The 12383-nt window shown below is 65.7% G+C and carries 10 protein-coding genes; 6 read left to right on the forward strand and 4 right to left on the reverse strand.

The window, feature by feature from the left end; all coding sequences use genetic code 11:
* Both KD1_RS00215 and KD1_RS00220 read right to left on the reverse strand, forming a co-directional pair.
* Window positions 1-585 (reverse strand): aldehyde dehydrogenase family protein (locus KD1_RS00215; RefSeq protein ID WP_217995753.1); only part of this gene is annotated, 585 nt, incomplete at its 3' end.
* Window positions 582-1781 (reverse strand): cytochrome P450, encoded by a 1200-nt coding sequence (locus tag KD1_RS00220; protein ID WP_068395797.1) that lies wholly within the window; start codon window positions 1779-1781, stop codon window positions 582-584. The genes KD1_RS00220 and KD1_RS00215, both read right to left, overlap by 4 nt.
* A 200-nt stretch (window positions 1782-1981) precedes the next feature.
* Between KD1_RS00220 and KD1_RS00225 the strand changes: the two genes are divergently transcribed.
* On the forward strand, window positions 1982-2596 hold the full coding sequence (locus KD1_RS00225; protein ID WP_068395800.1) for an NUDIX hydrolase: 615 nt from the start codon (window positions 1982-1984) through the stop codon (window positions 2594-2596).
* 108 nt (window positions 2597-2704) lie between these two features.
* Here KD1_RS00225 and KD1_RS00230 read toward each other — a convergent pair whose 3' ends face one another.
* Complete coding sequence (locus KD1_RS00230; protein ID WP_068395803.1) at window positions 2705-4456, reverse strand: PEP-utilizing enzyme; 1752 nt, start codon at window positions 4454-4456, stop codon at window positions 2705-2707.
* A gap of 216 nt (window positions 4457-4672) precedes the next feature.
* Between KD1_RS00230 and surE the strand changes: the two genes are divergently transcribed.
* On the forward strand, window positions 4673-5500 hold the full coding sequence (gene surE, locus KD1_RS00235) for a 5'/3'-nucleotidase SurE (protein ID WP_083541844.1): 828 nt from the start codon (window positions 4673-4675) through the stop codon (window positions 5498-5500).
* Between the two features lie 31 nt (window positions 5501-5531).
* Here surE and KD1_RS00240 read toward each other — a convergent pair whose 3' ends face one another.
* Window positions 5532-7034: an AMP-binding protein gene (locus KD1_RS00240; protein ID WP_068395806.1), complete on the reverse strand. Its 1503-nt coding sequence runs from the start codon at window positions 7032-7034 to the stop codon at window positions 5532-5534.
* Window positions 7035-7236: 202 nt separating this feature from the next.
* Between KD1_RS00240 and KD1_RS00245 the strand changes: the two genes are divergently transcribed.
* The 4 genes from KD1_RS00245 (at window position 7237) to KD1_RS00260 (ending at window position 12364) form a co-directional block, all read left to right on the forward strand.
* On the forward strand, window positions 7237-7863 hold the full coding sequence (locus tag KD1_RS00245; RefSeq protein ID WP_068395808.1) for a histidine phosphatase family protein: 627 nt from the start codon (window positions 7237-7239) through the stop codon (window positions 7861-7863).
* 66 nt (window positions 7864-7929) lie between these two features.
* Window positions 7930-8652 (forward strand): helix-turn-helix domain-containing protein, encoded by a 723-nt coding sequence (locus tag KD1_RS00250; RefSeq protein WP_245627212.1) that lies wholly within the window; start codon window positions 7930-7932, stop codon window positions 8650-8652.
* Window positions 8649-9383: a hypothetical protein gene (locus KD1_RS00255; protein WP_157073084.1), complete on the forward strand. Its 735-nt coding sequence runs from the start codon at window positions 8649-8651 to the stop codon at window positions 9381-9383. Before KD1_RS00250 ends, KD1_RS00255 begins: the two co-directional genes overlap by 4 nt.
* Window positions 9384-9580: 197 nt before the next feature.
* Window positions 9581-12364: an aconitate hydratase gene (locus KD1_RS00260; protein WP_068395817.1), complete on the forward strand. Its 2784-nt coding sequence runs from the start codon at window positions 9581-9583 to the stop codon at window positions 12362-12364.
* Window positions 12365-12383: the final 19 nt, after the last annotated feature.

Genomic DNA, 12383 nt, shown 5'->3' on the forward strand with positions numbered 1-12383 from the left:
GGGCGCGCCCGCCTCTAGGAAGAGCTCGGCGATGTGCGTAGCGTCGTACGGCGTCTGCTCGGAGGCCTTCAACACGACCGTCGAACCGGACACCAATGCTGCCGACACCTTGGCGATGATCTGATGCACCGGCATGTTCCACGGTGTGATGGCGCCCACCACGCCGGCTCCGGAGCGGATCAGGGTGGCGCCGTCAACCTCTTCTCGCCACGCGAAACCCTCCCGGGCAACGCGGGCGGTGCCGCGAAGGACCTTCGCAGGCAACTGGGCCTGAGTGACGCGCGACAGCGTGATCGGCATTCCCATCTCGCTGGTGACCAGGCCCGCCAGCAACTCTTCGTCGCGCTCCAGCAGGTCGGCGACCCGCTCAAGCAGTTCTGCCCGTTCGTCGACAGGCACGCCACGCCATTCGCGGTAGGCGCGATGGGAGTCGCGGACGGCCCTGTCGACCACGTCGGCGCCAGCCTCCATCACGTGCCCCATCGGCTGCTCGGTGAACGGGTTGGTCACCGTGAGGCGTTCGCCCCTTGGAACGAAGGAAACGCCAGCGACCACGGACGCGGCCTCGGAGCGTGATTCGGTCACCGCTGCACCAACTCGACGTCGAGGCGCTTGATGCCGCGGAAGAAGTTGCTCCGCAGACGGGCCGGCTCGGCGAGTGCCGTGAGTTCCAGGTTGCGCTCGGCGATCCGGGAGAAGAACAGTTGCGCCTCCAACCGGGCCAGATTGGTGCCCAGGCACGAGTGTTCGCCGAATCCGAAGCCGACATGGTCGTTGGGATGGCGGTCACCGATGAACTCATCGGCCCGCTCGAAGGCACGCGGATCCCGATTGGCCGAGGTGAACCACATCACCACCTTGTCGCCCTCGCGGATCGTCCGGTCATGGAACTCGACATCCCTGGTGGCGTTGCGGCGCATACAGATGATGGGGGAGACGTAGCGAATCATCTCCTCCACGACCAATCGGGCCTTCGTAGGCTGGCGACGCAGTGCCTCCCACCACTGCTGGTTCTGGTGCAGCGCCCACGTGCCACCGGACAGCAGGTTCCGGGTCGTTTCGTTGCCGGCCACCATCATGATCAGGTAGTACGCATCGAGCTGGCCGCGGCTGAGGGGCGTGCCGTCGACCGTGCCCGCGGTCAGGTGGGTGATCAGATCGTCGGAGGGCTCCCGGCGCCGTTCCAGTTCGAGGCTGCGGAAGTACTCGAAGATCTCATCGCGTGCCTTGACCATGTCCTCAGGGCCCGAGGAATGGTCGGGGTCATCAGGCGACATGCGGTTGGTCCACGAAATCAGCTGGTCGCAGTCCTCCAGTGGGGCCCCCAACAGTCGCCCGATCATGACGACCGGTAGTTGGGCGGAGATCTCCCGGACGAAGTTGAATTGGCCTTGGCCGACGTGCTCGTCCAGCAGGCGGTCGATCACCTCGAGGATGTCGGATTCCAATGCCTTGACCTTCACGGGCCGCACATGAGGGGTGACCACGCGCCGCAATGGGCCATGTTCCGGTGGATCCACGTGATGGATGCTGCGCGCAGAATCACCTTCCGCGCGCCGGCTCGGTATCTGCGTTCCATCCACGACCGTGAACGCGGCGTGGTTGTTGGCGACCGCCACCACATCGTCGTACCGGGTTACCGACCAGAAACCGGGGCCGCCGTCGGGTTCTTCGTTCCAATGCAGCGGGTCTTCCTCTCGCAGCACATCGAAGAGTTCATGATCGGTGCCGGCCTCGAAGGCATCGAGGTCCATCAGGTCGATATCGGTCGCAGTAGGCATCCTTGGCTCCTGAACTCCGGCTTGTGATAGCTGAACCGCGAACCGGCGCTGTCTGGGCTGGTCGTCCATTGATTCTGACCTGCTTCGCGGATACTGTGATGCCCACAATAGTGAAGCGACAGTCACAATCCAACCCCTTGCCGGCAACCAATTGCTGCGATTTCGCTTCGCTGACCTATCAGTGCTGATCAGGAGGAACCATGTCCACAGAGTTCGACGTCCTGCACTCGCTCCGTGTCAAGGGGCTCGCGAAGCCGGAGGTGCTCAGCGGGCTCTCGGGTGTCGATGCGGACGACTTGGAGTCCGCGTGCGAACCGTTGGTGCAACAGGGGTGGGTGGTGGCCAGGACCGGGGCCATGGCCGGCTACATGCTCACCCCGGCCGGCAAGGTCGAGGCCGATCGTCAATTGCGAGAGGACTCGTCAACCGCATCTGCTCGAGCAGCCCTGGAGAGATTCGATGTCGAGTTCGGGCCGCACAACACCACGTTCAAGCAGATCGCTCACCGGTGGCAGATGCGCAGCGACGACCAGCCCAACGATCACACGGACCAGGCGTATGACACTGCGGTCATTGCCGAACTGGCCGCGTTCCACCAGGAGTTCCTCCCCCTTCTGGAAGCGGTCGGCAAGGAACTGCCGCGGATGAGCCGATACGCACCACGCTTGGCCGGTGTGCTTGACCGGCTCCAGGGTGGCGACCAAGCTGCGTTCGCCCGGCCGATGCAGGAGAGCTACCACGACATTTGGATGGAACTGCACAACGACGTCGTGCTCTCGCTGCGTCGCGAGCGAAACGCCTCCGACGAGAGCTGAGGTGCTACGGAGCACCGAGTTGGTCGTCCAGCCATGAGAATGGGCTTCGGGCCCGCGCCAGAAATCTGGCACGGGCCCGAAGCCCATTCTCATGAGGCTCGGCAAACGTCAGGCTGGAGCATCCTCGAGCACGGTGACCTTGCCGCTGGTCCCGTCGACCTCGATGAGCGCGCCCGTGCGAAGGCGTTTCGTGGCGTCCGGAGCCGAGACGACACAGGGGATCCCCAACTCCCGGCTGACGATGGCGGCGTGCGAGAACGGGGCACCAACGTTGACCACCACACCGGCAGCGGCCACGAACAGCGGAGTCCAGGAGGGGTCGGTGATCGGCGTGACCAGGATCTCCCCGGGTTCCAGGGCCGAGGGGTCGTCGGGCGTGAGCAGGACACGGGCACGGCCTCGGGCCGTCCCGTTGCATCCGGACACGCCCATCAGTTCGCCACCGACCGGCAATGCGGGTTGGGTGCTGGTGTCGACGCGTTCCCAGGTGGACAGGTCGGGCGCTTCACCGGCCACCACGAACGGGGGAACATAGGTGAAAAGATCCAGATACAGCCGTTCCCGATCGGCCACCACTTCGGTGAAGGCGCTCGGGTTGGCCAAGTAGTCGTCGAGCTCCTCGGCGAAGAGCATGAAGATCTGGTCGGCAGACTTGAGATGACCGGCCTCTACGCCGCGGCGACCGAGCTCCAGGGCCGGAAGTCGGATCTCGTGAATGACCATGGCCGCGGTCGCGCGGCCACGCTCCCGGCCCCGCATCCACACGAGCGCGCCGTTCATCACCGCCTCGAACTGACCGAGTGCCTCGGGGTCCGCAGCCAAGGCCTCCCGGATGTTGGCCGCGGCAGTTTCGCGTTCGGCTGCCCGCTCCGAGTTCTTCAACTCCGGGGCTTGATCGTCGGCGACGTGGCGCATGCGGTCCATCGTGCCAAGTGGAATCTCAGGGACCAGACTCCAAGTCTTCGCCCGGATCTCCCACTCCGCCGGACCACGGAAGTCCCAGTCGGCGAGGAAATCCTCGAAGGCCTGGCTGAAGGCGGCTACCTTCGGCTCGCTGGAGGATCTCAGCCGATCGCGCAGACCCGCGACACCCTCGTCGAAGACAGCGGCGATCGCCGGGTCCTGAGCGGCGCGGCTCAACTCCCAAAGCCGGTTGGAGGGGATGGCCGAGTCGACGTCACCAAGACCGCCGACCAGAACCAGCGAAAGCTCTGGCTTGCCAATCGCTTGAGCGAACTGGGCCACGCCACCGAGTCCGACGCCGCACTTGAGGGAGGCTTCGATGTGGCGCTTGAAGAGTGGACGCAGGATGTAGTCGAAGGAGGTGATCCGCTCACGAAGCTCCCGGTCCGACAGCGAGGCCATGTCAGGTCGGTCGCGGCGGATCTGAAGGACCTCCTCGCGGTCCTTGTCGTAGGCAGGGAGGCCGGTGGCGCCGAGGACCTCCTCCATCAACCACGCCCCAGCCTTGGCTTCGTACGACGGATCGTCGTCGAACTCGCGCTTCTCCGACTCGTACGAAGGAATGCCGGGCATGTCGCCGAAGTACTGCAGGTCCACCGCCTCGGCCGTCATTCCGGGCACACGCACGCCGAACAGTCGCATCAGCGACATGTTGATGTAGAGGTAGCTGCCGAAGGCCGGCAGGACCGTGATCGCGACCCCAGACTTCTCGTAGAGGTCATCGTCCCAAACCCCGCACGCCACGAAGGCGTCGCGCCACCCCGGCTCAAGGTTGTGCTGGAAGCCGGCGGAGGCGTTCAGCGGGCTGATCGGATCGGGAAAGATCTCGCCGACGTTGGCGCGAGAGTAGAGCGGGAAGACCGGGGACACCGGGTCGTTGATCGGCCACATCGGCATGGGGACTCCTCTGTCCTGACAGCTGTGTTTGAGTGACGTTATGTTCACAGTTTTGAGTGATCACTGTCCCCTGTCAACCCTTCGCGAGCCCGAGTTTCGCGCTGAAGGGCGTGGGATCGTGTCACGAGATCGGAGGATCCTGTCGCCAACTTGGTCCGCAGGGTAGACAAAGACGTGACACGACAATCACAATTGGCGACCTATCGAGGAGGATCTGTGCGCATTCTTTTGACCAACGACGACGGCATCGACGCTCCGGGGTTGGCGGCACTGGCCGAGGCCCTCTACTCTCGGGGCCACGACTTCAGCATCGCGGCGCCGAACTCGGATCGCAGTGGCACGGGGTCGGGCTTGGGGACAATCGAGCACGGAGCCGAGATCGGTATGTGGGAGGCGAGGCTTCCCGGACTGCCGGGCGTCAGGGCGGTTGCCTTCGACGCGCCGCCATCGTTCGCCGTGCTGGCGGCTTGCACCGGGGTTCTCGGACCGCGTCCCGACCTGGTCGTGAGCGGCATCAATGACGGCTTCAACACTGGCCGCCTGTTGCTGACGTCGAGCACCGTCGGCGCTGCGCTGAATGCGGGGTCCCTCGGCCTGCGAGGCCTGGCGATCAGCGCGGGATTCGCTCCCCATCACCGGTTCGACACCGCTGCCCAGATCGCGGTACTGGCCATCGACTGGCTGGTGGGCCACAGTTCGCCGCGCGCAGTGCTCAACGTGAACGTGCCTGACTTGGGGATTGAGGAGGTCAAGGGGGTGCGGATGGCCGAGTTGGCCCCGCGTGGCCTGATGGGCCTACACCTGAAGCCGGTCGATGGAGCGGTCCGGCTGGAGCGCTTCGTCAATGCCGAGGGACTGGGTGAAGGGACGGATGCGGCGCTGGTCCGCGACGGCTATGTCTCGATGAGCCTCTTGCCCAGCGTGTCCCGCGCGCTTGATGGGGCTGGCGTGTCTCCAGCGGCCCAGGTCGAGAGCTCCTTGGGTGTCAGGCGCACCAGCCACTCAGACCCCACATCCTCCACCGGTCCAAGCGCCGGGGCCTGAGCCGCCGCCCACCTTTGGTGTGGGTGCCCGCCTACCCCTTGGTGTATTGGGCTTGGAGCGACTTCTTGTTCAGTTTCCCCGTGGGAAGCCGCGGGAGCCGCTCGACATACTCATAGCGTCGTGGAGCCTTGAACCGGGCCACCCGACCGCGAACATGCTCGGTGAGGATCTGGTCCAAGCCAGCCTTGGCGTCGGGAGTGTGGTCAAACCCGAATACGGGCTCGAGTTCCACGATCGCGACGACCTGTTCACCCAGGTCGTCATGGGGGAGCCCGAAGACCGCGGTGTCGGCGACCGCCGGATGACTGGTCAGAGCGGCCTCAATCTCCTCGGGGTGGATGTTGACCCCGCCGGAGATGATCATGAACGATTCGCGTCCGCTCAAGTACAGGTAGCCATCTTCGTCGAGCCGACCGAGGTCTCCCATTCCCTTGAGCGCTGAGGCCCCCGGTGCGCTAGTCACCTCGAAGGCAACACGACCGATCTCACCCGTTGGCAGGTCGCGGCCGTCGGAGTCGGTGATCCGCACACGGGTGGCCCCGAGCGGGCGTCCGACCGATCCCCGCCGTTCCCTGGATTCCCCGGGTGAAATGTACGTGTGGCCGTATCCTTCGGAGGCGCCGTAGTACTCGTGCAGCAGATCTCCCCACCAGTCGTTGATGGAGTCCTTGAGCTCCGGAGGGCAGGGGGCCCCGGAGGTCACCGCCACGCGATGGGTCGTCGAGAGCGGAATCGCCTGCCTGGCTTCGACCGCAAGCAGTCGCGACAGCATTGTCGGTACCCATTGGGAGTGGGTGATCGACTGGTCGCGGAGCGCATGAAGCGATGCGATCGCATCGAATGACTCCATGCAGACGACCGTGCCGCCAACGCCATTGACCATCAGTTGGAAGGTGAACGGTGCAGCGTGGTAATTGGGGGCGGGTGAGAGGAATCGAACGCCCTGCTCTATGCCCAATTTCTCGGCGAGGCCCGGGTGTCGTCTGGGCGCGTCAAGTGGGTGGATGCCCAAGAGTGGTTGGCGGTAGGCCTTCGGGCAACCTGTGCTTCCGCCGCTGAAGAGAACCCGGGCCCCGAGGAGTTCGTCCTTGATCGGAGTGGTGGGCAAACCGTCGATGGCTGACCAGAACTCCGTTGATGATGGCGTCTCTGCCTCTACCGTGAGGATCAACGGGCGTCGATTCAGGTGTTCGGCGGCCTCGGTGGCGAGAGCGACCATTTCGCCAGAGGTGACAATGGCTGCCGGTGCTGCCTCGGTGAGCATCGGCATGAGTTCTGAGGCGCGGAGGTGCCAGTTGATCGGAGTGACCTCCAGGCCGGCGCGCATGCCGGCTGCGACGACCACGGGCCACGCGATCTGGTTGGGGAGCACAACGACCAGAGCGTCCCCGGGCACGACGGCGTTACGTCGAAGTAGATGAGCCAACGCGTTCGACTTCTCGTCGAGCTCACCAAAGGTCAGTGTGGAGCCGGAGCCGGTCATCTCGTAGGCGTTCGTGTCCGGGAACCGGTTGGCGATCGTGGGCGGATACATCCTGGAACCTCCAGCGCGCGCGTGGCTAGTACGACTACTCGCATCGACGTGAGTCGGAGGTGGCCCGTGCCCAAGCAGGTCAGCAGGCTGGAACCCCGATCCTTTATTGTGAACCAACGGTCGCAAACTGCTATGGTTTCGTCAAGGGCTCATCGTGGACCTGGCCCCGTGACTTCGTCTGTCGCCGCTCCAGGAGGAACGTGTGGAGCTACTGATCGTGCGCCATGCTCAGCCTGAACGAACCGTGCCAGTCGCCGGGCCCGCTGACCCGGCATTGACCGACCTCGGGCGCAAGCAGGCCGTTGCGCTGGCGGCTTGGGTCTCACGAGCGCCCGAGTGGGTGCCTGACCGGGTGATCAGTAGCCCCATGCGTCGAGCCCGTGAAACGGCGGCGTTTGTGGCCGAGTTCGCGTCGAGCCACGTGGAGGTCGATGATCGGCTGGCCGAGTTTGATCAAGGGGCAACCGAATACGTTCCCCTCGAGCAGCAAGGGGCCGCTGCCCGTGACCATGTGATTGCCGCCCTCGCGACGGGAAGGTGGGGGACCCACCGCTTCGACCCGAACCAGTTCCGAGTTCGGGTTCGCTCTGCTTTCGACGACCTTCTGGCCGATGCCGCTTCAGAGCGGATTGTCGTTGTCTGTCACGGCGGCGTGCTCAACTCGTGGCTCAGCTGGGTCGTCGGTCGCGAGCACGGCGTTTTCTTTGCGCCCCGCTATACCTCGGTGAGTCGGGTCTGGGTTGAGTCCGAGGGTGGGGTCAGACTGCTGTCGCTCAACGAACTCCCACACGCAGGCGCGCTGGAGGACCAGGTGTCGGAGACGCCCTGAAGCACTCCAGCACCTTTCGACAAAACTACCGAATGCGGTACCTTTGTCGAAAGGAGTGAGGTGGAGATGGAGATCAATGTCCAGGAGGCCTCGCGCCGACTCGGAGTCAATGATTCGCGAGTTCGGCAACTGCTCCGTGCTGGCGACCTGCGTGGTCGCCATGCGGGCAGATCGTGGCTGATTCAGGCTGATGATGTGGCCCGGCTCGAGCGCTCTGTCCGTCGCCCCGGTCGGCCGCTGGCACCCAAGCGGGCCTGGGCGGTCTTGGACCTACTCGTCGGCGGTCGGGCGCCGTGGCTGTCGGACTCCGCCCGCTCACAGGTGCGTCGATACGTCGCCGACCTCGCTGATCCCACGCCGGATGACTGGCGGGCGGCATTGCGGCAGCGGAGTCGCGTACTCGACGTCCTCGCCCACCCAGCAGCCATCCAACGACTCCGTCGCGACGACGCGGTCATGCGGGCGGGGGCGAGCGCGGCGGTGGATCGCGGGTTTGATCTCCTCCTGCTCGAGGAGCCCGTCTCCGAGTTCTACCTCGCTGCTGATCGGTGGCCTGGCTTACACCGCTCGCTTGCCCTTCGAGTAGGTGCCGAACCGAATCTCCGGGTCCGCATTCCGAACGAGATCTGGCCCTTCGGTCGCGCGGACGACTTCTCGGCCAGTGAGGTGGGTGACGCGGTGCTGGCCGCAGACCTCCTTGAATCGGCGGAGCCCCGTGCGGTTGCCGCGGGTGCCGCGCGACTGGGGGAGTTGCTCGCCTCCTGGCAAAGTGAAAGGGCGAGCCGATGACCCCAGTGATCGAACTACCGGCGCTGCCGTCTCCGGTGGACGAGTTGTGGCACACACTCCTCGACCTCGGTGAGCAGTTGACGGTGCCCTGGGCGCTCATCGGTGGTCAGTCCGTTCTCCTCCACGCGATCGAGCACGGGCAGGTCCCGCCTCAGATCAGCCAGGACGGCGACGTGATCGCGGACATTCGCGCCGCACCCACTGCCCTGACCCAAGTCGTGTCCACCCTCGAACGACTGGGATTCGAACTGCATTCCTTCAGCACGGAAGGACTCGCCCATCGCTACGTCAGGGCCGCCGACCCGCGCCCGGTGGTCGTTGACGTGCTGGCACCCGAGGGGCTGGGCCCGCGGGCGAACCTCACCACGACCCCGCCGGGACGAACCATCGAGGTGCCCGCAGGCACCCAGGCGCTGAGCCGCACCGAGCGGGTCACCATCGCGCATGAAGGGCGCCGAGGCTCGATCCCGCGACCCACCTTGATGGCTTCGATCGTCGGCAAGGCTGCGGCGACGGCGCTCGCCGGTCCCGAGCGTCACTACCGAGATCTCGCGCTCCTCTGTTCCCTGGTGGCTGATCCCTTCGACATGCAGGACCAGATGAACCGCAAGGATCGGCAGCGAATGCGCTTGGCGAAGCGGCTCCTGGACGACGCGCACCCTGCCTGGGCACTCCTTCCCCCCGAGCTGAGGAACGCCGGCCAGATCACCTACGGTGTGCTGCACGGCTGAGCCCGGCGGCGCCGCGCGACTGCTGTCTCTTCGGCAACGCCCAACCTCAATCCCAGGCGAACCCGATTCACCCCGGGGCTGCAACCGCGCTCCGTCATGGTGAAGACTGGGTGCGACCCACGCCCACGGCCCCTGCCGGCGTGTGGCAGAATATCTTGACGTCAAGATAAATCGCGGAGAGAGACGAAGGAGTCGTTGTGGTCAGCACGAACAGCTTCAGCGCCCACGGTGAGCTCAAGGTCGGGGACAAGGCCTACGAGATCTACCGAGTGGATGCTGTCGAGGGCAGCCAGACGCTGCCGTACAGCCTCAAGGTCCTGCTCGAGAACCTGCTGCGCACCGAGGACGGCGCCAACATCACCGCGGACCACATCCGCGCGCTCGGCTCGTGGGACCAGAACGCCGAGCCCGACACGGAGATCCAATTCACGCCGGCCCGCGTGATCATGCAGGACTTCACCGGCGTGCCGTGCATCGTCGACCTCGCCACCATGCGCGAGGCCGTCGCCGACCTCGGCGGCGACCCGAAGAAGATCAACCCGCTCGCGCCGGCCGAGATGGTCATCGACCACTCCGTCATCATCGACGTCTTCGGCCGCCAGGACGCCTTCGAGCGCAACGTCGAACTCGAGTACCAGCGCAACCGTGAGCGCTACCAGTTCCTGCGCTGGGGCCAGACGGCCTTCGACGACTTCAAGGTCGTGCCCCCGGGCACCGGCATCGTCCACCAGGTCAACATCGAGCACCTCGCTCGCGTGACGATGGTCCGCGACGGCGTCGCCTACCCCGACACTTGTGTCGGCACCGACTCCCACACCACGATGGAGAACGGCCTCGGCGTGCTCGGCTGGGGCGTCGGCGGTATCGAGGCCGAGGCCGCGATGCTCGGCCAGCCGATCTCCATGCTCATCCCGCGCGTCGTCGGCTTCAAGCTGACCGGGTCGATCCCGGAGGGCGCCACCGCCACCGACGTCGTGTTGACGATCACCGAGATGCTGCGCAAGCACGGCGTCGTCGGCAAGTTCGTCGAGTTCTACGGCGAGGGTGTGGCCTCGGTGCCGCTGGCCAACCGCGCCACCATCGGCAACATGTCGCCCGAGTTCGGATCGACGTGTGCGATCTTCCCGATCGACGACGTCACCCTCGACTACCTGCGCCTGACCGGCCGCGACGACGAGCAGGTTGCGCTCGTCGAGGCCTACGCCAAGGAGCAGGGCATGTGGCTTGACCCGAGCGTCGAACCGCGCTTCAGCGAGTACCTCGAGCTCGACCTCTCCACGGTCGTGCCGTCCATCGCCGGCCCGAAGCGCCCGCAGGACCGCATCCTGCTCTCCGCCGCCAAGGAGTCGTTCCGCAAGGTGCTGCCGACCTACGTCGCGCACCGCGAGGGCGACGCCGGTGCGGCCACGAGCTTCCCGGCCAGCGACCCGACCCCGCAGGGCACGCCCGACGGCACCAACGGCGGCAGCAAGCCCGCCAACGTGGGCACCGGCGAGGACCGCCCGAGCCGCAAGGTTCCGGTCACCATGGCCGACGGTCGCGAGTTCGAGATCGACCACGGCATCGTCTCGATCGCCTCGATCACCAGCTGCACCAACACGTCGAACCCGTCGGTGATGATGGCGGCCGCGATGCTCGCCAAGAACGCCGTCGAGAGGGGCCTGAACGTCGCTCCGTGGGTCAAGACGTCCATGGCTCCCGGCTCGAAGGTCGTCACCGGCTACTACGAGCGCGCCGGTATGTGGCCCTACTTGGAGAAGCTGGGCTTCCACCTCGTCGGTTACGGCTGCACCACGTGCATCGGCAACTCCGGCCCGCTGGCCGAGGAGATCAGCGCGGCCATCAACGAGAACGACCTCGCCGTCACCTCGGTGCTCTCGGGCAACCGCAACTTCGAGGGTCGCATCAACCCCGACGTCAAGATGAACTACCTGGCCTCCCCGCCGCTGGTCATCGCGTACGCCCTCGCCGGCACCATGGACTTCGACTTCGAGACCGAGGCCCTGGGTCAGGACACCGACGGCAACGACGTCTTCCTGCGCGACATCTGGCCCGCCCCGGCTGACGTCGAGGCCACGATCCAGCATGCCATCAGTAAGGACCTGTTCACCGACGACTACTCCGACGTGTTCGCCGGTGACGAGCGTTGGACCTCGCTGGAGACCCCGGAGGGCTCGACCTTCGCCTGGGACACCGACTCGACGTACGTGCGCAAGCCGAGCTACTTCGACGGCATGACCATGGAGCTGACCCCGGTGAGCGACATCTCCGGCGCCCGCGTCCTGGCCAAACTGGGCGACTCGGTCACCACCGACCACATCTCCCCGGCCGGTTCGATCAAGGCCGACTCCCCGGCGGGCAAGTACCTCGCCGAGCACGGCGTCGAGCGCAAGGACTTCAACTCCTACGGCTCGCGTCGCGGCAACCACGAGGTCATGGTCCGCGGTACCTTCGCGAACATCCGCCTGAAGAACCTCCTGCTGGACGGCGTCGAGGGCGGCTTCACCCGCAACTTCCTCGCCGACGGCGCTCCGCAGACGACGATCTACGACGCCTCCGAGGCCTACCGCGACGCCAACGTGCCGCTGGTCGTCCTCGGTGGCAAGGAGTACGGTTCGGGCTCCTCACGCGACTGGGCCGCCAAGGGCACCCGCCTGCTCGGCGTCAAGGCCGTCATCACCGAGAGCTACGAGCGTATCCACCGCTCCAACCTCATCGGCATGGGTGTCATGCCGCTGCAGTTCCCGGCCGGCGAGAACGCCGACAGCCTGGGTCTGGACGGCAGCGAGACCTTCGACATCAGCGGCATCACCGCGCTGAACGAGGGCGTCACGCCGAAGACGGTCCACGTCACCGCGACGAAGGCCGACGGCTCGAAGGTCGAGTTCGACGCGGTCGTGCGCATCGACACCCCCGGCGAGGCGGACTACTTCCGCAACGACGGCATCCTGCAGTACGTGCTGCGTTCGCTGGTGAAGTGAGACTGACCCGCGCCCTCTG

Source organism: Kribbia dieselivorans NBRC 106261, assembly GCF_001552435.1.
In the GTDB taxonomy this organism is placed as follows: domain Bacteria; phylum Actinomycetota; class Actinomycetes; order Actinomycetales; family Dermatophilaceae; genus Kribbia; species Kribbia dieselivorans.

What these genes read in the sequence shown, in the direction of transcription:
- KD1_RS00220 (WP_068395797.1), bottom strand. Translation starts at nt 1,781, where the DNA reads ATGCCTACTGCGACCGATATCGACCTGATGGACCTCGATGCCTTCGAG.
- KD1_RS00225 (WP_068395800.1), top strand. Translation starts at nt 1,982, where the DNA reads ATGTCCACAGAGTTCGACGTCCTGCACTCGCTCCGTGTCAAGGGGCTC.
- KD1_RS00230 (WP_068395803.1), bottom strand. Translation starts at nt 4,456, where the DNA reads ATGCCGATGTGGCCGATCAACGACCCGGTGTCCCCGGTCTTCCCGCTC.
- KD1_RS00240 (WP_068395806.1), bottom strand. Translation starts at nt 7,034, where the DNA reads ATGTATCCGCCCACGATCGCCAACCGGTTCCCGGACACGAACGCCTAC.
- KD1_RS00250 (WP_245627212.1), top strand. Translation starts at nt 7,930, where the DNA reads ATGGAGATCAATGTCCAGGAGGCCTCGCGCCGACTCGGAGTCAATGAT.
- KD1_RS00255 (WP_157073084.1), top strand. Translation starts at nt 8,649, where the DNA reads ATGACCCCAGTGATCGAACTACCGGCGCTGCCGTCTCCGGTGGACGAG.